This is a genomic window from Saccharibacillus kuerlensis DSM 22868 (assembly GCF_000378145.1).
Lineage (GTDB): Bacteria > Bacillota > Bacilli > Paenibacillales > Paenibacillaceae > Saccharibacillus > Saccharibacillus kuerlensis.
Genome location: NZ_KB899282.1, coordinates 46,299 through 69,289, shown reverse-complemented (window position 1 = coordinate 69,289; position 22,991 = coordinate 46,299). Strand labels below are relative to the sequence as shown.

The window sequence follows — 22,991 nt, the reverse complement described above, 5'->3', positions numbered from 1 at the left end:
TGGATATGCAAAACGGCACGGCTCAAAAGTCTTTTCTGACCAAAGTGATCATGATTTCGACTCTGGGAGGTCTGTTATTCGGTTATGATACCGGGGTCATCAACGGCGCGCTTCCTTATATGTCCGATCCCAGCCAGTTGAATCTGACGGCACTGGGGCAGGGCATGGTCTCCGCTTCATTGCTGCTGGGTGCCGCACTCGGCGCGGTATTCGGCGGGCGCTTGTCCGATCGTCACGGCCGCCGCACGAATATTATGTATCTGTCGATTCTCTTCTTCTTCGCAACGCTGGGCTGTACTTTGGCTCCGAGTATGGAGATCATGATTGCTGCACGCTTCATGTTGGGCATTGCAGTCGGCGGCGCTTCTGTAACCGTGCCGTCTTACCTGGCTGAAGTATCACCGGCCAACCAGCGGGGCGGTATCGTAACTCGTAACGAGCTGATGATCGTCAGCGGCCAATTGGCGGCTTTTGTAATCAATGCGATTCTGGGTTCGTTTATGGGTGATTATCCGCATGTTTGGCGTTATATGCTCGTTATCGCGGCACTGCCGGCGATCTGCCTCTTTATCGGAATGTTCCGCGTACCGGAAAGTCCGCGTTGGCTGGTTTCGAAAGACCGGACGAACGACGCGCTCGGCGTACTTCGCAAGATGCGCAGCGAAGGCGAAGCGCAGGAAGAATTGATGCAGATTGAGACAACCGTATTGAAAGAGCGTGGACTGAAGAAAGCCAGCTTCAAAGACCTTTCGACTCCATGGATCCGCCGGATTGTACTGATCGGTATCGGGATCGCGATCGTACAGCAGATTACCGGCGTAAACTCCATCATGTATTATGGTACGGAAATTTTGAAAGACGCCGGATTTGCGACTCAAGCAGCTTTGATCGGTAACATTGCAAACGGTGTCATTTCGGTACTTGCAACCTTTGTCGGCATCTGGCTGCTCGGTCGTGTCGGACGTCGTCCGATGCTGATTACCGGACTGATCGGTACAACGTGTTCGCTGCTGCTGATCGGCTTCATGTCTTCCATGCTTCAGGGTACAGAAATTCTGCCTTATATCGTCTTGTCGCTGACTGTTACTTTCCTGGCTTTCCAACAGGGGGCGATCTCGCCGGTGACCTGGCTGATGCTGTCTGAGATCTTCCCTCTCCGCCTGCGCGGCATAGGCATGGGAACGACCGTATTTTTCCTCTGGATGGTCAACTTTATGGTCGGTCTGCTGTTCCCGGTGCTGCTTGCAGGAATGGGTTTGTCGGCAACCTTCTATATTTTCGCGGCTCTCGGACTCGGTGCTATCACTTTCGTCAAATTGTGTCTGCCGGAAACGAAAGATTTAACTTTGGAACAGCTGGAAGAAAACTTTCGCAATCACGGCCGCGGCCCGGTTGAAGAAGCGGTACAGGAAAAGCCGTATACCGCCAAACCGGCTGCCGCACCTAATCAAACGCTGAAGTAATCAGACGGATACGGCGAAAGGCCGAACCGGTTGAACGGGAAAGAAACCATACATTTTAGGAGGAACACACCTATGACACTTAATATCGGAGTAATCGGTACGGGAGCTATCGGACGGGAACATATTCGGCGTATTACCTGCAATCTGTCGGGAGGACGAATCACGGCAGTTACCGATGTGAATCAAGAGGCCGCCAAGGCGGTTGTAGAAAACTTCGGATTGGAAGCAGCCGTCTTCCCGGATGACAAAACGCTGCTGGCAGAGGGGAATGTCGACGCGGTTCTGGTAACAAGCTGGGGACCGGCGCACGAGCAGAGTGTATTGGCCGCGATCGAAGCAGGGAAATATGTATTTTGCGAAAAACCGCTCGCTACGACGGCCGAAGGCTGCCGCCGGATTGTGGACGCGGAGATCAAGCACGGCAAGCGTCTCGTACAAGTCGGCTTCATGCGCCGCTACGACAGTGGATATATGCAGCTCAAACGTGCGATCGACGAGCGCTTTATCGGCGAGCCGCTGATGATCCGCTGCGCGCACCGCAATCCTGAAGTGGGCGAAGGCTATACGACGGATATGGCGATCACAGATACGCTGATTCACGAGATCGACGTTCTGCACTGGCTGGTGAACGACGACTATAAGTCCGTTCAGGTTACTTATCCGAAAAAGTCCCGCAACGCGTCCAGCCATCTGCGTGATCCGCAGGTTGTGACGCTGGAGACTCATGGCGGCATTCTGATTACGGCCGAGATCTTCGTCAACTGCCGCTACGGTTATGATATCCAGTGCGAAGTAATCGGAGAAGAAGGCATCGTCAAGCTGCCTGAGCCGTCCAGCATTACATTCCGCAAGGAAGCGGTGCAAGGTACAAGCGTACTGATGGACTGGAAAGACCGCTTTATCGATGCCTATGATCGGGAAATTCAAGACTTCATCAATGCGGTAGGCAGCGGTAAAGAGCCGCAGGGACCGACTTCATGGGACGGCTACATCGCAGCGGTTACAGCGGATGCCTGCGTCAAGGCGCAGGAGAGCGGCGGACGAGAAGAGATCGAGCTGGGCGAAAAACCGGCGTTGTATGAGGAACGGACGTTGAGCCAGGCATAAGCCTGGCTTCCGCTTTGGCGGTAGACCTAACCAGTACAAGCCCGATTAAATGCAAAACCTAAATCCGGCATACGAAGAGCTTTTGAAGAAGTGTTTTCAAGTGAGCGATCCTACTTTAACGAAAAGGCGGGAATGACGATGAAATTATGCTTCAACCAGGCGACGACACTGAACAACTCGAATCTGGTCAAAGATCTGGAGTTGTGCGAAAAACACGGCTATGACTATATCGAGATTCGGACGATGGACAAGCTGCCGGAATATTTGGAGAACCATTCGATCGAAGATCTGGCGTCCTATTTTGAATCGCATCATATCAAGCCGCTGGCATTCAATGCGCTGGTCTTTTTCAACAATCGCAGTGAAGAAGAATATACGAAAATTATTGAAGAATTTAAGCAGATGATGGAGTGGGGATCGAAACTCGGCGTCCGCTATGTCGTCGCCGTACCGCTTGTAACCGAAGAGAAAATTACGCGCTCGGAGATCCGTTCCAGCAGCGTCCGTGTACTGCGCGAATTGTCGGATATTGCAAAGCCTTACGGAATCGGGATTGCGGTTGAGTTTGTCGGTCATCCTCAGTGTACGATCAATACGTTTGGCGAAGCTTATGACATTGTCGAAGAAGTAAACCGGGACAACGTCGGTCTGGTGCTGGACTGCTTCCATTTCCATGCGATGGGATCGAAGAGAGAGGATCTGGAACGCGCAGACGGGTCCAAAATCTTCATCCTGCATATCGACGATACGGAAGACTTCCAGATTGGCCTGCTGACCGACGAAGACCGCGTATGGCCGGGACAAGGAGCGATCGATCTGGATTACCTCCTATCTACGCTGCATGGCAAAGGTTATGACGATGCCGTCTCCGTTGAACTGTTCCGTCCGGAATATTACGAGCTGGAAGCAGAAGAAGTAATCCGCAAATCCAAGGAAACGACGCTCGAAGTGGTGTCGAAGCATTACCCGGCGAAGGCACTTACCTGAACAGGATAATCTGGGACAGTACGAACTGAAGCTGCTCTGCGGAGTTTGTGCTGACTAAGATTACTCGGACTGAGGCTTTTTAGAATGAAGCTTCTTAGAATAAGACTTCCTAGAATGAGGCTGCTCGGACTGAGATGGTTTTGCGTAATCCGGTATTTGATCCCTGTGTTGTTTTCGTAAAAGTATTTTAAAAGTTTCAGCCCGCTGACGGATCTTGTATTCGTTAGCGGGCTGTTTTTGTGTATGTCAGGTTACAGGGTAGGGTATACGCAAATTACGGATCGACTTGAGCTTTGAAAAATAAGTGCGCTGCTGCAGCTATTTGCGGCAACTCGTACGTAAATGAGCAAATAAGTGCAGGAGTACATCTATTTTGAGCAACTAAAGAGAAAACACGTTCAAACCTTTCATTTAAGTGTATCTGAGCACTTATTTGTTTGAAAAACGCTTTTTGATTCAAAATAGGTGTATGGGTGCACTTATTTCAACCTGAACCTGAACCTGAACCTGAACCTGAACCTGAGCCTGAACCTGAACCGATACTTTCGCTTTAGGCGATCCGTTAGCGGTTTCCCGCTGCACTCTCACTGCACGTCTTCTCTGCATGCCTTCCCTCATCAAAAAGAGATGCCGCTTGCTTGATAAGCAGACGACATCTCTTTTAAGTTACTTATTAATATAGTAGCACTTCTGACTGAAGTATCACTTCTTACTACAGACACTCTTCCAACTACAGCAACTATTCTCATTACGGTATCACTTCTTACTTTTTTTCCTTACAGCAATCCCTCAAGAAACTGAGCTTTCCCTAATCCGAAGCTCCAATCCGCCTCGCCGTTCTCAACAATCGAGACCATCAGGTCGGTCGGGGCGATGCCGCAGTCCTGTTCGAGCCGCTGGGCGAGAAGCGCATACAGACGCTTTTTTTGCTCTGGAGTGCGGGTCTTGCTGACGACACTGATGATCACGATGTCCCGGGTTCGCGGGTAGCCGAGACCGGTGTCTTCGATGATCAGCTCATGAGCCGGATGCTGATGCACAATCTGATAGCGGTCGGAAGCGGGAACATCGAAGGCTTCTACCATCGCTTCATGGGCAGCGTCCAGCAGCTTCTTCAACTCTTCGGGACTGCGTCCCTCACGAACGTCAAAACGCAATAATGGCATGGCAGTTTCCTCCTGATTTTAGATGTAGGCTGAAATAAATTGAATAGCAATCAATCGCGGTCAACAGGATCGAAGCGGATCGTATCATCTCGTGTCAGCTCGCAGTAAATACAGATCGTTCTCCTGCTTACATCTGCACCAGCGGATGCAGACCGTTTCCTGCCTATACCTGCCGCAGCAAAATCCCATTTGTCCGGCAGGCTTGCAGATACTCTTCCGGCAGCTCCCGAGACGTGACCAGCACATTAATATCGGGGAAAGAAGCATAGGTCAGCAGTGTCGAGCGGCCGAACTTACTAGCGTCTGCCAGCAGAAACAGCTTCTCCGCCCGTCCGGCGATTGATTTCTTAATCTCGTATTCCAGCAGGTCAGAATTGGTTAGACCATGCACAAGACTGACACCGGTTGCGGACATAAAAGCTTTGTTCACATTGTATTTCTCCAGCGCTCGCACGTCATCGACACCGACGAATGAGCGCGTCTTGCGTTTGTACGTGCTGCCCAGAACCAGCAGATCCACATTTGGCATACCGGCCGCCCCGTTGATGACATCAAGACTGTTCGTCAAAATAGTCAGATGTTTATCCGGGTCGAGAAAATCAATCATATTGCAGGTTGTCGTTCCGGAATCGATAAAAATCAAATCGTTTTCTTCGACGTACCCGGCAGCCAAGCGCCCAATTTCCGCCTTCTCATCTTGGTGTTTGATATTGCGATTTTCAAAAGGAACCAGTTCCGTGGCAGACACAACGCCTCCGTATACCTTTTCGATCGAGCCTTTCTGCAGGATCTGGTTAATATCGCGGCGGATCGTGTTTTTAGAAACGTCGAATGTCAAACACAGCTCATCCAGCGTCACATTTTTACGGGTGTGAATATATTCTTCAATATCCTGGAGTCGTCTGGCTTTCATAGGCATTCTCCTGTAGGTTTGATACGCAAAATTATAATTGATATCCAAAAGTTAATCAATAGTTAATTAAAAATAACCAGAACACGATCATTTTTTAGATTTCATAAAAGAAGAAAAGGGAGTTTGTATAAAATAACAACGGATTCAAATTGGTTGAGAAAAGAAATAAAAAGCTTTATCTGAAAAAGTTATGATTAATTCTTAGCCCTTTCACAAGTTATTTTCAGTCAAATTTAATAAAAATGATCATTTTATCTGTTCATTTGGGGTTGACGAGTATGTTTTGTTTATATATCATAAAAACATAACCAAAATATGATCAAACGTGACAGCGACTTCGGCGAGCAGGCTGCGTCGGGAGCGACTGTGAGAGGAGACCGAATATGTCCACTATGACCACTGTAAGAAAGTTGAAAAACTATATCGGCGGTAAATGGGTAGAAAGCCATACAACTCAATATGAAGACGTTTACAATCCGGCTACAAAAGAGTTGATCTGCCAAGTGCCGCTGTCGACCCGTGAAGACGTTGAGTATGCGGCCGAAGTGGCACAGGCGGCATATGAGAAGTGGAAGAAGGTTGCCGTTCCGCGGCGCGCCCGCATTTTGTTCAACTATCAGCAGCTGCTCACCAAACACAAAGATGAGCTGGCCCGCCTGATTACGATCGAGAACGGCAAGAGTCTCAGTGAAGCTTCCGGCGAAGTACAGCGCGGTATTGAAAACGTCGAGTTTGCGGCCGGTACGCCTTCCCTGATGATGGGCGACTCGCTCGCTTCCATCGCAACAGACGTCGAAGCGGCAAATTATCGCTACCCGATCGGTGTCGTAGGCGGTATCGCTCCATTCAACTTCCCGATGATGGTGCCGTGCTGGATGTTCCCGATGGCCATTTCTCTTGGCAACTCGTTTATCCTGAAGCCATCCGAACGGACACCGCTGCTGACTGAAAAACTGGCGGAACTGTTCACGGAAGCAGGCCTGCCGGATGGTGTATTCAATATCGTATACGGTGCGCATGATGTCGTGAACGGCGTTCTGGAACATCCGGAAATCAAAGCGATCTCGTTTGTCGGCTCCAAGCCGGTCGGCGAATACGTATACAAAAAAGGCAGCGAAAACCTCAAAAGAGTCCAGGCACTGACAGGTGCGAAAAACCATACAATCGTACTGAACGATGCAAATCTCGAAGACACAATCACCAATGTCGTATCGGCAGCATTCGGTTCGGCGGGCGAGCGCTGCATGGCGTGTGCGGTCGTGACGGTTGAAGAAGGCATTGCGGACGAGTTTATCGCTAAGCTGAAAGAGAAGACTCTCGGCGTGAAGATGGGTAACGGGCTGGATGACGGCGTGTTCCTTGGTCCGGTCATTCGTGAGGAGAACAAGCAGCGCACCCTTTCCTATATCGAAAAGGGAATCGAAGAAGGAGCAAAGCTGCTTACTGACGGCCGCGAGAGAATGTCCGACGACGGCTACTTTATCGGTCCGACGATCTTCGAAGAAGTCACGCCGGAGATGACGATCTGGAAAGATGAGATTTTCGCACCGGTATTGTCGGTTATTCGGGTCAAAAACTTAAAAGAAGCGATCGAGATCGCCAACAAATCGGAGTTCGCCAACGGCGCGTGCCTGTTCAGCGGCAACGCACACGCGATTCGCTACTTCCGTGAAAATATTGACGCCGGTATGCTCGGCATCAATTTGGGTGTACCTGCTCCGATGGCTTTCTTCCCGTTCTCCGGTTGGAAAGCATCGTTCTACGGCACCCTGCATGCGAACGGCAAAGACAGCGTCGACTTCTATACCCGTAAAAAGGTCGTAACCGCCCGCTACACCGAACCTAAATTTGAATAAAAACCTGCATACCGAAGCGGCATAGCACGCGACCGGAGGAATGATGCAGGAAACCTGCATACCGAAGCGGTGAAGCTCGCGACCGGGTGATGCAGGTAAAAGGAGGAATAATTGTGGTCAGTCATTTGCAGCGCAAGCCGCTGAATGAGCAGCGAGGAGAAGCGAAGATCGTCCAGGAAATTCTAAAACGAGATTCTCGTCTGCAGTATGTAGAATTCCGTCTAATCGAATTGGAACCGGAAGCAAGTTACGAAGAGACGCTGGAAGGCGACGAATGCTGCATCGTCGCTCTTACCGGCAGCATAACGGTAACCGAGGGCGAGCATTCTTTTGAAGGAATCGGAACCCGAGAGAGCGTATTCGAGCGTGTACCGACAGACAGCGTATTTGTCTCCGGCGGCAAAAGTTTTCGTATTGAAGGCGTAACGAAAGCCCGGGCAGCGCTCTGCTATTCGCCGTCTCTGACTTCGCTCCCGACCAAGCTGATCAAAGCTGAGGAAGTAGGTACCGAGCAGCGCGGCAAGTACCAGAATCGGCGCACCGTGCACAACATTTTACCGGATTCCGATCCGACGGCCAGCAGTCTGCTCGTTGTCGAAGTGTATACGGAAGGCGGGAATTTCTCCAGCTATCCGCCGCACAAACATGATCAGGACAATATGCCGCATGAGTCGTTCCTGGAAGAAACCTATTATCACGAGATCGATCCGCAGCAGGGCTTCCTGTTCCAGCGCGTCTACACCGACGACCGCAGTCTGGACGAGACGATGGCAGTCGAGCACGGAGATGTCGTTATCGTACCGGTCGGTTATCATCCGGTGGGCGTTCCCGACGGTTACACTTCTTACTATCTGAATGTCATGGCCGGGCCAACGCGGGTCTGGAAATTCCATAACGATCCGGATCACGAATGGATTCTGGATCGACAATAATCTGACGATATGTATCCATAACGCCAAAGGAGCTGTGAAGACATGAGCAGTGCGGCAAATAGCGGAAAGTTCGACTTGATCGCGATCGGCAGGGCCTGTATCGACTTGAATGCGACGGAGTACAACCGGCCGATGGAAGAGACGATGTCGTTTACCAAATATGTAGGCGGTTCGCCCGCGAATATTGCGATCGGTTCCGCCAAGCTGGGGCTGAAAGCAGGCTTTATCGGCAAGCTTGCGGACGACCAGCACGGCCGCTTCATCCGAAATTATATGGAGAAGGCCGGTATCGACGTTTCGGGTATGGTTGTCGATACGGAAGGACATAAGACGGGGCTTGCTTTTACCGAGATCAAAAGTCCGGAAGAATGCAGCATCCTAATGTACCGGGACAATGTAGCGGATCTGTATCTAAGACCCGACGAAGTACACGAGGATTACATTAAACGGGCCGGTATGCTGATCGTATCCGGTACGGCGCTGGCGCAGAGTCCTTCGCGCGAAGCGGTACTTAAAGCGGTGCAGTTGGCTAAAAAGAATGCTGTCAAAGTCGTGTTCGAGCTTGATTATCGTCCTTATACATGGAAAACGGCGGAAGAGACGTCCGTGTATTACGCGCTCGTGGCGGAGCAGTCCGATATCGTCATCGGTACCCGCGACGAATACGACATGATGGAAAATGCGGAAGGCGGATCCAACGATCGAACAATCAATTATCTCTTCTCGCACTCTGCGCAAACGGTCGTAATTAAGCATGGTGTCGAAGGCTCTTACGCTTATACGAAAGACGGTCAGACGTTCCGGGCGCACGCCTACAAAACGAACGTACTCAAAACGTTCGGTGCCGGCGATTCCTATGCATCGGCTTTCCTGTACGCACTGGTTCAAGGCAAAGATCTGGAGACTGCGCTTAAATACGGCAGCGCTTCGGCTTCGATCGTCGTCAGCCGGCACAGCTCCTCCGACGCCATGCCGGGCGTTGATGAAATCGAAGATTTGATCGCCAAACAGCCCGTTCTTCATTCTTAAAAGGCGGGTTCGGCGGTACACTGCGCGGCCCGCGCGTTATGGCGCGGGCGGCGTCTTACTTCAACCAAAGGTGGATATGCACATGGGCCAAACAATCCGACTGACGACAGCGCAGGCGCTGATCAAATTTCTGAACCAACAGTATATTTCGGTGGATGGGGTGGAAACGCCGTTTGTCGAAGGAATCTTTACCGTATTCGGACACGGCAACGTGCTGGGGATCGGCCAAGCACTTGAACAAGATCCCGGACATTTGAAAGTCTTCCAGGGCAAGAACGAGCAGGGCATGGCCCATGCGGCGATCGCCTATTCAAAAGAAAAGCTGCGCCGCAGCATCTACGCGGTCACCGCTTCCTCCGGACCGGGCTCCGCCAACCTTGTGACGGCGGCGGCTACGGCGCTGGCAAACAATCTGCCGGTACTGCTGCTGCCTGCCGATACGTTCGCTACACGCCAGCCCGATCCCGTGCTCCAGCAGTTCGAGCAGGAGCACAGCTTCGCCATCACAACCAATGATGCACTGAAGCCGGTATCCCGCTATTGGGATCGGATCACCCGTCCCGAGCAGCTGATGAGCAGTCTGCTCAGAGCGTTCGAGGTGCTGACCGATCCGGCCCGCAGCGGTCCGGCGACAATCTGTATTTGTCAGGATACCGAAGGCGAAGCGTTTGATTACGACGAAGGATTTTTCCGTAAGCGCGTTCATTATATGGACCGAATGCAGCCTAGCGAACGCGAATTGGATGCTGCGGCAGAGCTGATCCGTGCAAGCAAGAAACCGCTGCTTCTCGTCGGCGGCGGCGCCAAATATTCCGATGCCCGCGAAGAATTGATCGCTTTCTCACAGCAGTACGATATTCCGCTTGTCGAGACTCATGCCGGCAAATCTACGGTGGAGTACACATTTGCCAATCATCTGGGCGGCACGGGGATTCTGGGTACGTCGGCCGCCAACGCGGCAGCGCGCGAAGCCGATCTGATCATCGGTATCGGTACCCGTTATACTGACTTTACGACTTCGTCGAAAACAGCGTTCGACTTCGACAAGACCCGCTTCCTGAATATCAACGTCAGCCGGATGCAGACTTATAAGCTGGAAGGTATGCCGGTCGTGGCCGACGCCAAGCTGACAATTGCTGCGCTGCATGAACGGCTGAACGGTTACAAGACGGAGTTCGGATCGCGGATTTCCGAACTGAAGTCCGCTTGGGACGCTGAACGCGACCGACTGGGCAGCGTAACGTTCAAGCGTTCCGGATTCGATCCGGAAGTTAAGCATCAATTCTCGCAGGAGATCCTGAACGAATACGCCGACGCGCTTGGCACGGAATTCGCGCAGACCGCCGCTCTGATCGCAATCAACGAAGCGGTCGACAAAGACAGCATTGTCGTTTCATCGGCGGGTTCGCTTCCCGGCGATCTGCAGCGGCTGTGGAATGCCGAAGTGCCGAACACTTACCATCTGGAATACGGCTATTCCTGCATGGGCTACGAAGTATCGGGCGCCCTCGGGATCCGGCTTGCCAAGCCAAGCAGCGAAGTGTACAGCATCGTCGGCGACGGCAGTTTCCTGATGCTGCACTCCGAGCTGGTCACGGCCATTCAGACCGGTAACAAGATCAATATCATGCTGTTCGACAACTCCGGCTTCGGCTGTATCAACAATCTGCAGATGGAGAACGGCAGCGGCAGCTTCCACTGCGAATTCCGCAACCATGAAGGTGCGGTTATGAATATCGACTATGCCAAGGTGGCGGAAGGCTACGGCGCCAAAGTATACCGGGCAAACACCGCGGAAGAAGTGAAAGCCGCCATCGAAGATGCCAAAAAGCAGACCGTCTCGACTCTGATCGAGATGAAGGTACTGCCGAAAACAATGAGCGATGGCTACGATGGCTGGTGGAACGTTGGCGTCGCCGAAGTATCCGAAAGCGAGAGCGTGCGTCAGGCTTATGAACGCCGTGCGAAGAAATTGGAGTCGGCGAAGAAGTATTAAACGAAGTCTTAGCCCCCAACCAACCCCACTTTTTTAGGAGGAAAATCATGAAACTGGCTTACGATCCGTCTCATCTTCGCCATTCGCATTCCTTGGAGGAAATGATTTTCAAAGTCGCCGACTTGGGCTACAAATACATCGAACTGTCACCGCGTGAAGATTTCTGCTGGTTCTACGAATATCCGAAAGTGGACAAGCACAAGATCAAGCAGGTTAAGAAATGGATGAGCGAAGCCGGGCTGGAATTCTCTTCGCTGCTGCCGCTGTACAACTGGGCAGGGCCGGACGAGGACCGCCGCCAAGCAGCCGTTCGTAACTGGAAACGGGCGATCGAGATTGCCGTTGAGCTGGATGTGGACCTGATGAACAGCGAATTCAGCGGATCCAAGTATGAGCCGCTCATTTGCGAAGAGAAGTTTGTCAAATCGATGGACGAGCTGATCCCGGTGTTCGAGCGCGAAGGCATCCGTCTGAATTTGCAGGCGCATCCGTACGACTTTATCGAGACGAATACGGGAGCGATCAATATGATCCGGGCACTGGACCGAGACTGGATCAAGCTGGTCTACTCTGTGGCGCATACATTTTTCTACGACGATGGAGTCGGCGATATTGCCAAGATGCTGGACGAAGCCGGCGACCTGCTTGATCATGTACTGTTTGCCGATACGTTCAATCACAAAGCCGCCTACGGACTTCGTTACATTGTGAATCCGCCTGATGCCCAGGTTACGGTGCACCAGCATTTGAACATCGGCGAGGGTGATGTCGATTTCGATACGCTGTTCCGCAAACTGCGCGAAATGAAGTTCGACGGCATTGCCACTAACGCGGTATTCGCTTACGGCGACAAGGTGGATTGGTCCAACGAGATTACGCTGAGAAAAATGAAGGAAGGCCTCGGGCTGGCGTAGAACAGGCCTGCCTGACGAGCGGAGGTGTAGAGCATGACTCTGGTATCCATGAAAGAGATGCTGCAGCGGGCCAAGCGGGAGCAGTATGCCGTCGGTCAGTTTAACGTAAACGGGTTGTCCTGGGTGCATGCGATTCTGGACGGGGCGCAGCAAGAGAACGCTCCGGTTATCGTCGCGGCATCGGATCGCCTGATCGACTTCCTCGGCGGTTATCGCCTTACGGCCAATATGGTTCGAACACTGGTGGAGGAAAAAGGGATTACCGTACCTGTAGCGCTTCATCTGGATCACGGCAAGACTGTGGAGAGCTGCTTCAAAGCGATCGATGCCGGCTTCACATCCGTCATGTATGACGGCTCGCACGACCCTATCGAGATCAACATCCGCGATACGAAACGGGTCGTCGAATATGCCGCCGCCCATGGCGTTTCGGTTGAAGCGGAAGTCGGTACTGTCGGCGGGATGGAAGACGGGCTGATCGGCGGCATCTCGTATGCGGATCTCGGCGAGTGTGTACGAATCGTCGAAGAGACCGGCATCGATGCGCTGGCCGCCGCGCTTGGCTCTGTGCACGGCAAGTACGTCGGTGAACCGAAGCTTGGCTTTGTAGAAATGGAAGCCATCTCGCGGGCGATCGGAGTGCCGCTGGTGCTGCATGGAGCATCGGGTATTCCGACCCATCAGCTGCACCGGGCAATCGATCTTGGTCATGCGAAGGTCAACATCAATACGGAATGCGTAACCGTCTGGTCCGAGCAGCTGCGCCGCACGCTTGCTGAAGATGCGGAAACGACAGAACCGCGCAAGATTCTGACACCGGCCAGAGAAGCGATCCGTCAGGCTGTACGGGAGAAGATTCAGGAATTTCGTTCGAGCGGACGTGCCGGGCAGGCGGTGGAGCAGTTAGAAGGATATGGTGTGCAGTCGTAGTAGATGAGCAGTTGAAAGGGGCAAGTGTGCAGCCATAGTAGATGAACGGTTAGTGGACATTTATCCTTATGGCGGGTCTTCCAACACACAGCCAGGTTCAATTGGCTGTGCCGCTTTAGCCGGGCTGCTGCAGAAGAGAGACCTCTATACGAAGGGAACTGCCCTTCATATAGAGGTCTCTTTTTTGTTCTCTGTATTTGTCTTTCTATTAATGTATAGGTTTATTCTAAATTTCTATCCTAGAGTTCTTATGTTAGATCCTCCCGTGTACTTCTTGTGCTCAAGGCGTGACGATCTTCACATTATTTTCCTGGGCATACTGCATGTACGAATCGTTCGGTACACTATTAGTAATGAGATAATCGATGTCGCTCAGCGAGCAGTAAGTGGTCAGAGCATATTTGTCGAATTTGCTGTCGTCGATCATAAGGAAGACATTCAAGCTTTTTTGTACCACGGTGCTTTTGAGATCCGTCTCCAATGGGGAAGAGTTGGTTACACCGTTGGTCAGCGAGATGCCGGTTGAAGCGACAAACGCTTTGTTAATGTTATATTTTTTCAACAATTCGATGCTCTGGAAGCCGACGAAAGAATCTGTTTTGCGTTCGAACATGCCGCCTGTCGAGAAGATGGTTAGACCGGGATATGATTTGGCTTGGTGAATAAAATCAAAGTTGTTGGTGACGACGGTCAGCTGCTTTTGATTGATATAAGGAAGGAGCTCGAGTGTTGTGGTACCGGAATCGACAAAGATTACATCTCCGTCTTCTACAAACTGTGCCGCCAGCCGGCCAATCTCCTGTTTCTTGGTCAAGTTGCGGTCTTTGCGTTCATCGAACACGACCAGTGTGGAATGATTGACTGAGACGCCTCCGTACACCTTGCGCAGAACGCCGGAGTCGACCAGATCCTTGACGTCGCGCCGGATCGTATTCATTGATACATCGAAATGTTCAACCAATTCCTCCAACGAGACGGATTCATGCTCGAAAACGTATTCCTTTATTTGGTTGATGCGCTGTGATTTGATCATTTATGTGTCTCCTACGAAGGGATTTTGTGAAATGTTGATAAAGTTCGTTTCCTCCTATTCTATACGGAAAACCGGAAAATCAAAAGAGAATTGTGCAAATTCATTACTAATTCAGCTGAAAAAGCGGCAAACTAAAGATAAATAGTTAGACAAGTGTTGGGTAACTATGCGTGAACCCGTTGAAGGAATAAAGCGTTATTTTGGAAGTTTGATGAAAAGGAAGGTAGAGTAACCAGAATGAAGTGGATTTTGCTTGTCTGCTTTCGACAGGAGGAGAAAATATGTTTATGCTGATTTATAACGATCCGTCCGGCGAAGCTTACCGTAAACTGATCGATTAAGAGATAAAGCCAAGAGCTTATCGGAATTTGCGGAAAAGGCGGCATATGAAAATGAAGAAGAAAGAATGGTTGGAGCGGCACCAGATTGCCGTATACGCTGTGGCACTGGCAATTGGGATAGCGGCGGGGCTGGTCAGTGAGCCGTTTGGCCGCAGTATGGAATGGTTAATTTCGCCGCTGCTGGCCGTGCTGCTGTATGGGATGTTCACGATGATCCCGTTTCTGCAGCTGCGTGAAGCGCTGGCGAACAGACGGTTTGTCGCGGCCCTACTGCTGACGAACTTTGTTTGTGTGCCGCTTGTCGTATGGGGGCTGCTTGTGCTGCTGCCGCAATCGGGAGCGGCTCTGATCGGCGTCTGTCTCGTGCTGCTGACACCGTGTATCGACTACGTCATCGTCTTTACTGCCCTCGGTAGAGGCGATGAGAAGGCGATCACCGCAGCGACACCGCTGCTGTTTGTGCTGCAGATGCTGCTTCTGCCGCTGTATCTGCGTCTGTTCGCCGGAGAAGAAGCTGCAGAACTTGTAAAAGTTGAACCGTTCGTGGAAGCGTTCCTGATGCTGATTGCGCTGCCGCTGGCTGCAGCGGTGCTGACACAGCTGTGGGCAAAGTGGGAGAGGTCGATGCGTAGATCAGCAGACAGTGTGTCGAAGACACGGAAAAACGGCACCGGAACCCGCCTGCTGGCTGCGGCGGCCTGGCTTCCTGTGCCATTCATGGCGCTGGTACTGATTGCCGTTACGGCCTCGCAAATCAGCCGGATTGCAGCCGATCCCGGTCCAGTGCTGCGCGTTCTGCCGCTGTACGCGCTGTTTCTGCTGATTATGCCGCTCCTCTCGCGGCTGATTGGCAGGCTGCTGCGGCTGGATGCCGGCAGCGGCCGCGCGCTGATCTTCAGCGCGTTTACCCGGAACTCGCTGGTCGTGCTGCCGCTGGCACTGGCGCTGCCAAGGGAAGCGGCGGCCGCTGCAGCAGCCGTAATTGTTGCTCAAACAATCATGGAATTGATCGGCGAGCTGATCTATGTCCGTGCCGTGCCGGGACTAATTTGGCGAGACACGGTACAGGCAGGCGGAACAAAAGGCAAAGAGAGGGCTGTAGAGGTATAGGCAGAAGTGAAAGTAAAAGCCAGGGTATAGGTATAGTACAAGTGCTAAGACTCGGCAGCTAACCTTTTCTATTCGCCTTCGCTTTCTCCACTCGCTTTGTATCGTCTGCCTTCCTGTCTTCGGCTTGCAATTCCCCGTCCGGTTGATACCGGTATCTTTTCAAATCGATCCGGCCGTCAAGACCAAATTCAACCCCTTCGGCTTCCAGCCGGGCCTGCTGTTCGCCGCCTTCGCCGTCCTCGTCCAGCGCAATCTCGCCGCGTATATTGACGACCCGATGCCAAGGCAGTCCATATTTACGGCTTAGGGAATGAAGAATACGGACGACCTGACGAGCACCGCGCGGACTTCCGGCCGCTGATGCCACTTGGCCGTAGCTCATGACCTTTCCTTCGGGAATGGATTGGATAGTCTGCACAACAGCCCGGGTAAAAGGTGCCAGATCCGCCATTGGGTCCTGCTCCTGCTGCGGCTCGGATTGCTTGACCCAGCGTTCCTTCGTTTTCGCTTCCGCTTCCTTCGCTTTTGCTTCCTTGGCTTCCGCTGCCGCCAGATCTTTTAAGAACTCCGCGTCGAATTCGGCGCGGAGCCGATCGGTATCGTTCATATTCGATGTTCCTTTCCTCGTGCGGCGGCTGAAATCAGCTGATTTTGAAGCCAATACAGCCGCCGCATTTGTGTAACGTTCACTGCCTGGTTTCCCTTGTCCTTTACCGCCATCGCTTACCCTTATCGTTTACCGCTATCGATTCTTACTAATATTTCTTTCTACTGCTTCCTTATGTTTTCGCTATTCGCTCGTTTACCTGTTGTTCGATCCGCTCATACGTGATGCCCCAATGCGAAGCATGCCACAGCACTTCTCCGTTTTGCACTAGTAGAGCCTGCGTGTGCGATTGCTCAAGCAGGAATTCCCATTCGTCGCTCGAATCGATCTTACGGTAATTCGGTTTCATTAGATGAGGCTCCTCTCACGTACGTATCTATTTTTCATTATAACGTTGTGCAAGCTGTGAGACGAATAAGAGCAGATCAAAACGCCATATTCGGTCATTTTTCGCCTTTTTGCTGAAAATAAGCCGATTTTCCGTTGGAGTAAGCGACGAAAATGGTATGATAACGGAAAACACTTCCGGAGGAGGGGTATCATCATGCGAAATCACACTCGAACCCGCATTCTGGCAGCGGTTGCCGCAGCCGGGGTGCTTCTGCACGCTGTGCCGGCATCCGCTTTTTCGGACATCACAAATGATAAGCAGGCGGCAATCGTACAGTCGCTGCAGGACAAAGGGCTGATCCAAGGCATAAGCGCCGACAAATTTGCCCCGAACGCCAAACTGACTAATGCGCAGGCGGTGCAGTTGATCGTCGATGCGATTGGGCTCGATTCGGCCAAGAAAAAAACAAACGCTCCGTCCTGGTTCCTCGCCGTTCCACAGGACGCCTGGTATACCGGTGCACTGAAGACGGCACTGGAGCGCGGGATTGTAATCGACGGCCAATGGAATGCGAATGGCAATCCGACACGCGAGCAGTTCGCCAAATTGCTGTATCTCGGGCTGCTGCAAAAAGGCAATTACGCTAAAGTAAGCAAATACAAGGCGATTGCCGATGCCAAGCAGATTGCGCCGAAAAATCGGGTCGCAATCGAATATCTGCTGCTGACGAAGATTGCTTCGCTCGACGGCAAAAAGAATTTCCGGCCGACAGACGCCATTACCCGGATGGAAGCGGCGGAGATGATCTATTACGCCGAGCGGATGGTCAACAAAAGTTATGCTTCTTCGGACAAAGCGACTGTGATCTACAAGGTCGAAAATGTTGATCCTTCCTTCAATAAGGTTACACTGACCCGCACTAATCTGCCGGGTACCGGATACGGACTGAAGATCCGCAAGATCGAATTTGTGTCGGATACGGAAGCGATCATTACGTATGCGCCGACCGATCCGCCGTCGGGCGGTTCCGGTACCGCTTATCCAGCCCATGCAGTCGCTTACGTGCCAATCGTATACGATATTACGGTCAAGGCGGAGTAGGCCTGGGAAGCAGCTTCCACGCTAGAGCGGATGCAGGTACGACCGGCAGGCGAAGGGACGGAAGAACAGAATTGTGATGAGATCCGTTTCTGGAGCCGAACGGAATAAATACCACCAAGCTGATAAGCATGAAAATGAAAGCAAATAATGCGTTAAGCCAATCGGAAAGCCCACGAATTGAAATTCGCGGGCTTTTTTTATGCAGAAAATGTAATGGAAATGTGATAATACTGCGGTTTGTAAGGAGAAAGTTAAAATTGAAAATAACTATTGACCCTTATCTTTATTTTCATATATAATCCGATAGCATAGTTTAAAACAGTTGTTTAAAACACTAGTTTAAACGGTATCCATTCATGGAACCGGGAAAAGGAGACTAAAATGGGTCAAGTATTTAAAGCTTTCCTGAAGCTGCTGACAACCAAGATCGGGATCATGACTGCTGTACTGTTCCAGTTGATTTTCACAGTTGTGTGGATGACGGGATATGCAGGAATGAATGATCGGATCGGCGAGTTGAATGTGGCAATCGTGAACGAGGACACAAGAATGGGCGATACGATTGTGCAGAATCTGCAGGAGACCCTGCCGGTCGGTGTGAAGACAGGCATGGATATGACAGAAGCGCGGAACATGCTGCAAAATCGTGAGGTGCAGATGATTATCGGGATTCCGGCGGACTTCTCTTCGGCTGCGCAATCCCAAGAACCTGCGGTTCTGAATTATGTGATTAATGAATCGAATCCGGTAATGATCAAGAACATGATGTCTTCGATCGCGGATAATGTGACGGCGAATGTTAATAAGCAGGCGGTGAGCAGCGGGCTGGCCGGTATCCTGTCAGCGCAGGCTAATCTGCCGGAAGCGGCTGCGCAGAACGCTGCGGGCGTTATGTCCGAACGCGTCGTGTCCAACCTCGAGTCGGTAAACGTCGTGCAGGATACGAACAATCAGATGGTACCGATGATGATGGTGCTGGCTTCTTACGTTGGCGCAATGATTATGGGACAAAACTTTGAAGTATCATCCAAAGCGCTGGGTGCCCGTTTTGGACGCTGGCAGCGGACGATCGTGCGTCTGATCGTAACTGCGGCATCGGCGGTCGTGGTATCACTGGTCGGCACATCGCTCGTAGCAGCATTCGGCGGACAAATGGAGCACGGCTTCTTGTCGCTGTGGGGTTTCCAGGCGCTCTTCCTGCTGACCTTCATGTTCGTAGCGCAGATGTTCCTGTTTGTATTCGGTATGGCGGGCATGCTGTTCAACATTCTGGCTCTGTCGCTGCAGCTGGTTTCGTCGGGAGCTATGATGCCGCGCGAACTGCTGCCGAATTTCTATCAGTCGCTCGGCAGCGTCTTCCCGGCAACCTATGCGGTTGAAGGGTTGATGAACACGCTGTTTGGCGGACCGGGACTCGGCGGCGACATTCTTGCGCTGCTGCTGATCTTCGCATTCGCATTGGCAGTTATTCTGATCTCAACGTCGCTGCGTCGTGACAAGGCTCCGGTGCCTCCGGTTGTAGCGGCTGCAGAAGCATAATGGTATGATAGACATATAAGCGTACGGAAAAGAAGGACGGAGAACATTGAACCGCCGCGGAAGCGGCGGTTTTTTGCATAGAAGGATAACGGGTTCGACAGATCGTTCGCATACCGTTACGCAAACGATTTCAGGCGGGAGAGGAAGCGGCTATGGGCAGGGAAGAGGAACATGTGAAGATCAGAATTCTGAAGGCAGCTAAAAAGCTGACCGCGGAGAAGGGCTTCGAAGCGACAACGGTTAGGGAAATCTGCGCAGAGGCAGGAGCGAATCTTTCACTGATTTCCTATTATTACGGCGGCAAGGAACATGTATTCGAAGCCGTGCTCGATACATTTATTCTGATCAGTGAAGCGAGTGGAATTCTGGCTGCCAAGAACCTTGATCCAGTAGAAGGCGTATGTGCGCTTGTTCGGGAGATTGTGCTGTTTCGCAGCTCTGATCCGGATATTTCACGCATTATTCATCAGGAAATCACTCGCCAGACCCCACGTACCGCATTGGTTCAGCAGCGCATTATGGCGGGCTGGAAGCTGATGCGGAGTTATCTTGAGGAAGGGCGTCGTCAAGAGTTATTCCATTTCCGGTCGCTGGATATGACATTGGTGCAGGTTATGGGCAGCATTTTGTTCGGGGATAACCGCAGCGGAATGGCGTCAGCGATCGAAGAACCGTTTCCGGATAGAGATACGCAGGTCATGGATGTGCTCACCTATATTTTGCGGGGAATCGGATATGCGGGCGAGGCGAAGTTTGTAGGAGAGCCGATCATTCCAGGACTGATTCCTGTCTGCAATGCGGCGGAGTCGGGAAAGGAGTGAACCCGATTTCATGACTTTTCTTGAAAATGTGAACGAATTTCTGCCAGGAGACCCGATAATCTGGATCATCTGCGCGGTTATCCTGCTGCTGATCCTGATCGGGCTTCGGCTGAATGTACTGCGCCGTCGGCGCATCCGACGCCAGCTGGATCCTCGCCGCATTACGATGCAGGATATTGACAGCATGCTGGACGGGGTGGATTTCGAACGGTATCTCTATCGGCTGTTCACGGAGCTTGATTATGAGAATGTTTATAAAACAAATACAAGCGGCGACTTCGGTGCGGATCTGGTCTTTGACGATCGTTATGGAGTACGGACGGTGCTGCAGGCCAAGCGCTATTCGCCAAGCAATCCTGTCGGTCTGTCGGCTGTACAGGAAGTGTATGCTTCCATGCGGGCATATGGTGCGGAACGTGCGATTGTGCTGACATCGGGCCGCTATACGGGAGCCTGCCGCAAGCTGGCTGCCTATAATGGCGTGGTGCTGCTTGATCGGGACGATCTGGAAGAGGTGATATCCGCCTTCAAGGCTCGTGACCTCGAGACAGCGATGGAAATTATCGAACGGGAACCGGAAACGGCACCGCCTTTGTTGGTGACTTGACTCGAAGTGCTGCTCGGAAGAAGTTACGAGTTTAATAGACGATAACTTCGATAACTTCAATATTTATAAGTATTACAACCAGCGAGCGATTGACTCTGCATTTCGACTCTGCAAGTGAGAGGAGACTGATGATGAGAGAACGGATGCTGCTGATCGGCGCCGCAGCTGCTGTGCTGATTTTGGCTGTGTTGATCGGGGTTCGGTTGTTTGAAGGATCTGAATTGAAGCGAGTGCCGGATAACGAGGTGAACATTACAGCCGAGAAGGCGCAGGCGGCAGAAGTGCTTACAATAGGAAGCGGCTTGGAAGCAGAGTCTGTGGTCGACTCTTTTGATGCCGACGTGTTGGTTGAGATTCTGGATCCGCAGCATTTTGTAGAATTTGTACCGGATGGAGCAAAGATTGGAGAAGTCACACGGACCAACTCAAGCGCGATCAGCATTGATTACAGGGAAGGCTCCCACAGAACGATCGTTTCTTATTACGGCGACGGCAAAGTCCGTAAAACAACTACTGTGGGAGATTACATTCAAGATAACCTCAATGATGAAAGCCGGGAAACGATCGATATTGGAGAATAATAAGGATAGAGAAGTCAAAAGGTAGGAAAATAAAAAGCGGAATTTGATCCGATAGTTTGATCCAATTAAGGAATAGAATCCGGAAATCCGCGTTTTTTGACAGCCTAACGAACCCTAGTATCGCTATTTGCCCCTTTTTGGCTTTTTTTGAAATGTAACGAATCCTTATCACTCTATTTGTCCCATTTCATCTATTTAACGCCGATTCGGCTCAATTAGCGTTACGACGATTCGTTAGAATTTGTATAGGCTGTCTAGAGAGGAAATAGCATGATGAGGATTCCTTAGAGTGTGTGCAATCTGGATTAGGATCAAATCATAAGGTTGAGATTCGGTAAAACGCCGGATCATGCACGTTTTCGCCTCTACCTTTAAAACTTCCAACCGGAACGAAGTGCTCTTGTCGCCGATCCACTTTTATAAATAAAACCTTCTTGCCAGCCCAAGTTTTTGATTGCAGCTTCTTATTCATCTGAATAGGAAGCTTTTTTTGTTTGCTTAAAGGCACTGACGCTACGTTCACAATTTAGACACATTTTTTTAAGGCTCTGCTAAACTTCGTTTAATCCTTTTTTATATTTTTCAGCCTATAGTTATAACCGCTTGGAAGTTTGCTTGCGGGCAATGTGTGAACCGATGAACGCGTGGCAGCCGAATTCACAACATGCACCAGTAAGAATTACATACGAACGAGAAGGGATGAGGCATTGTGCTCGAAGTAAAGCAGGTGAGCAAGAGGTATGACGGCGGACGCGGCGTGAAAAACATCGACTTTTCGATGCAGCGCGGCGAAATTGTCGGCTTTCTCGGACCGAATGGTGCGGGCAAGACGACGACGATGCGCATGATTACCGGTTATTTGTATCCGACGGAAGGAAGGATTACGGTCGACGGTCTGTCTGTGCACGACGAAGCGAAGAAAGCTAAATCAAAAATCGGCTATCTGCCGGAAACACCGCCACTCTACCCGGACTTGACTGTAGAGGCGTATTTGAAGTTTGTCGCCAAGCTGCGGGGTGTACCGGCAAGGGAGCAGAAGGTGCGCGTGGCGGAAATGGTATCAAGACTGGGGCTGAGCGGCCGGGAAAAACAGTCGGTTCGGCATTTATCCAAAGGATACAAGCAGCGGCTCGGATTGGCGCAGGCCATCATCCATAAGCCGGATCTGCTCGTACTCGACGAACCGACATCCGGTCTCGACCCGAGCCAGATTATCGAGATTCGCAGCCTGATCCGCGAGCTGGGCGAGAACCATACGGTGCTGCTCAGTACGCACATCCTTCAGGAAGTCGGAGCGCTCTGTGACCGCGTGCTGATTATCAATCGCGGAGAGCTGGTCATGGACGGAGCGCCTGATGAGATCGGGGCGCGAATGGAGAACCGTTTTGCGGTATCGCTTGAAGTGCAGGGCGAGCGCAATCGCGTCGAAAATGTTCTGGGCGAGTGGGCTGCATCCCGGGGCATCAGCGCGGAGATTCGTGGAGAGAGCAGCCCGCAGATCGCCGGTTTGCACGGTTCGCAAATGGACGTTTCGCATTTGCAGGCGGACACCGCGAAGCATCCAATCGACGCAGCATCTCATACGACTGAACGTGCACGAGTGGAAGAAGCCAGAGGGAATGAGAAA

Annotated in this window: 20 protein-coding genes and 1 pseudogene; 16 read left to right on the top strand and 5 right to left on the bottom strand. The window is 51.6% G+C overall.

Annotation, left to right across the window (positions count from 1 at the left end):
- Nucleotides 1-5 precede the first annotated feature (5 nt).
- The 3 genes from F456_RS0108740 to iolI all read left to right on the top strand — a co-directional run bounded on the left by F456_RS0108740 (nucleotide 6) and on the right by iolI (nucleotide 3,557).
- Nucleotides 6-1,463: a sugar porter family MFS transporter gene (locus F456_RS0108740; protein ID WP_018976637.1), complete on the top strand. Its 1,458-nt coding sequence runs from the start codon at nucleotides 6-8 to the stop codon at nucleotides 1,461-1,463.
- A 72-nt stretch (nucleotides 1,464-1,535) separates the two neighbouring features.
- On the top strand, nucleotides 1,536-2,570 hold the full coding sequence (gene iolG, locus F456_RS0108735; RefSeq protein WP_018976636.1) for a bifunctional inositol 2-dehydrogenase/D-chiro-inositol 1-dehydrogenase: 1,035 nt from the start codon (nucleotides 1,536-1,538) through the stop codon (nucleotides 2,568-2,570).
- Between the two features lie 138 nt (nucleotides 2,571-2,708).
- Entirely contained in the window at nucleotides 2,709-3,557 is an 849-nt protein-coding gene (iolI, locus tag F456_RS0108730; RefSeq protein ID WP_018976635.1) for a 2-keto-myo-inositol isomerase, read from the top strand.
- 776 nt (nucleotides 3,558-4,333) lie between these two features.
- Here iolI and F456_RS0108720 read toward each other — a convergent pair.
- Both F456_RS0108720 and F456_RS0108715 read right to left on the bottom strand, forming a co-directional pair.
- The gene (locus tag F456_RS0108720; protein WP_018976633.1) at nucleotides 4,334-4,723 is read right to left on the bottom strand and encodes a tautomerase family protein; all 390 of its coding nucleotides are present in this window, start codon (nucleotides 4,721-4,723) and stop codon (nucleotides 4,334-4,336) included.
- Between the two features lie 163 nt (nucleotides 4,724-4,886).
- A complete protein-coding gene (locus tag F456_RS0108715; RefSeq protein WP_018976632.1) occupies nucleotides 4,887-5,636 on the bottom strand; it encodes a DeoR/GlpR family DNA-binding transcription regulator in 750 nt (249 codons plus the stop codon).
- 392 nt (nucleotides 5,637-6,028) lie between these two features.
- On the opposite strand from F456_RS0108715, the gene iolA reads away from it, so the two are divergent.
- From iolA to fba, 6 genes are all read left to right on the top strand, one after another.
- On the top strand, nucleotides 6,029-7,492 hold the full coding sequence (iolA, locus tag F456_RS0108710) for a methylmalonate-semialdehyde dehydrogenase (RefSeq protein ID WP_026293754.1): 1,464 nt from the start codon (nucleotides 6,029-6,031) through the stop codon (nucleotides 7,490-7,492).
- A 113-nt stretch (nucleotides 7,493-7,605) separates the two neighbouring features.
- The gene (gene iolB, locus F456_RS0108705; RefSeq protein WP_018976630.1) at nucleotides 7,606-8,424 is read left to right on the top strand and encodes a 5-deoxy-glucuronate isomerase; all 819 of its coding nucleotides are present in this window, start codon (nucleotides 7,606-7,608) and stop codon (nucleotides 8,422-8,424) included.
- 42 nt (nucleotides 8,425-8,466) lie between these two features.
- Nucleotides 8,467-9,453 (top strand): 5-dehydro-2-deoxygluconokinase, encoded by a 987-nt coding sequence (gene iolC, locus F456_RS0108700; protein WP_018976629.1) that lies wholly within the window; start codon nucleotides 8,467-8,469, stop codon nucleotides 9,451-9,453.
- Between the two features lie 82 nt (nucleotides 9,454-9,535).
- Entirely contained in the window at nucleotides 9,536-11,449 is a 1,914-nt protein-coding gene (iolD, locus tag F456_RS0108695) for a 3D-(3,5/4)-trihydroxycyclohexane-1,2-dione acylhydrolase (decyclizing) (RefSeq protein ID WP_018976628.1), read from the top strand.
- 47 nt (nucleotides 11,450-11,496) lie between these two features.
- Complete coding sequence (locus F456_RS0108690) at nucleotides 11,497-12,363, top strand: sugar phosphate isomerase/epimerase family protein (protein WP_018976627.1); 867 nt, start codon at nucleotides 11,497-11,499, stop codon at nucleotides 12,361-12,363.
- 33 nt (nucleotides 12,364-12,396) lie between these two features.
- Nucleotides 12,397-13,293: a class II fructose-1,6-bisphosphate aldolase gene (gene fba, locus F456_RS0108685; RefSeq protein WP_018976626.1), complete on the top strand. Its 897-nt coding sequence runs from the start codon at nucleotides 12,397-12,399 to the stop codon at nucleotides 13,291-13,293.
- 280 nt (nucleotides 13,294-13,573) lie between these two features.
- On the opposite strand, the gene F456_RS0108680 is transcribed toward fba, so the two are convergent.
- The gene (locus tag F456_RS0108680) at nucleotides 13,574-14,326 is read right to left on the bottom strand and encodes a DeoR/GlpR family DNA-binding transcription regulator (protein ID WP_018976625.1); all 753 of its coding nucleotides are present in this window, start codon (nucleotides 14,324-14,326) and stop codon (nucleotides 13,574-13,576) included.
- Nucleotides 14,327-14,718: 392 nt separating this feature from the next.
- Between F456_RS0108680 and F456_RS0108670 the strand changes: the two genes are divergently transcribed.
- Nucleotides 14,719-15,777, top strand: coding sequence for an arsenic resistance protein (locus F456_RS0108670; protein ID WP_018976623.1), 1,059 nt, complete (start codon nucleotides 14,719-14,721; stop codon nucleotides 15,775-15,777).
- Between the two features lie 58 nt (nucleotides 15,778-15,835).
- Here the strand turns inward: F456_RS0108670 and F456_RS22165 are convergent, their stop codons facing one another.
- Complete coding sequence (locus tag F456_RS22165) at nucleotides 15,836-16,219, bottom strand: MGMT family protein (protein ID WP_051086723.1); 384 nt, start codon at nucleotides 16,217-16,219, stop codon at nucleotides 15,836-15,838.
- Nucleotides 16,220-16,556: 337 nt separating this feature from the next.
- Entirely contained in the window at nucleotides 16,557-16,733 is a 177-nt protein-coding gene (locus F456_RS24280) for a monothiol bacilliredoxin BrxC family protein (protein WP_018976621.1), read from the bottom strand.
- Nucleotides 16,734-16,928: 195 nt separating this feature from the next.
- Between F456_RS24280 and F456_RS22160 the strand changes: the two genes are divergently transcribed.
- The 6 genes and pseudogenes from F456_RS22160 to F456_RS24275 form a co-directional block, all read left to right on the top strand.
- Entirely contained in the window at nucleotides 16,929-17,816 is an 888-nt protein-coding gene (locus F456_RS22160; protein ID WP_018976620.1) for an S-layer homology domain-containing protein, read from the top strand.
- 381 nt (nucleotides 17,817-18,197) lie between these two features.
- Nucleotides 18,198-19,355, top strand: coding sequence for a YhgE/Pip domain-containing protein (locus F456_RS0108650; RefSeq protein WP_018976619.1), 1,158 nt, complete (start codon nucleotides 18,198-18,200; stop codon nucleotides 19,353-19,355).
- Nucleotides 19,356-19,528: 173 nt separating this feature from the next.
- The gene (locus F456_RS22155) at nucleotides 19,529-20,176 is read left to right on the top strand and encodes a TetR family transcriptional regulator (RefSeq protein WP_169577836.1); all 648 of its coding nucleotides are present in this window, start codon (nucleotides 19,529-19,531) and stop codon (nucleotides 20,174-20,176) included.
- Between the two features lie 10 nt (nucleotides 20,177-20,186).
- Nucleotides 20,187-20,783, top strand: coding sequence for a restriction endonuclease (locus F456_RS0108640; RefSeq protein WP_018976617.1), 597 nt, complete (start codon nucleotides 20,187-20,189; stop codon nucleotides 20,781-20,783).
- A 128-nt stretch (nucleotides 20,784-20,911) separates the two neighbouring features.
- Nucleotides 20,912-21,364 (top strand): hypothetical protein, encoded by a 453-nt coding sequence (locus tag F456_RS0108635; protein ID WP_157060042.1) that lies wholly within the window; start codon nucleotides 20,912-20,914, stop codon nucleotides 21,362-21,364.
- A gap of 709 nt (nucleotides 21,365-22,073) precedes the next feature.
- A pseudogene (locus F456_RS24275) lies at nucleotides 22,074-22,811 on the top strand (ABC transporter ATP-binding protein); the annotation flags it as partial.
- Between the last annotated feature and the right edge of the window lie 180 nt (nucleotides 22,812-22,991).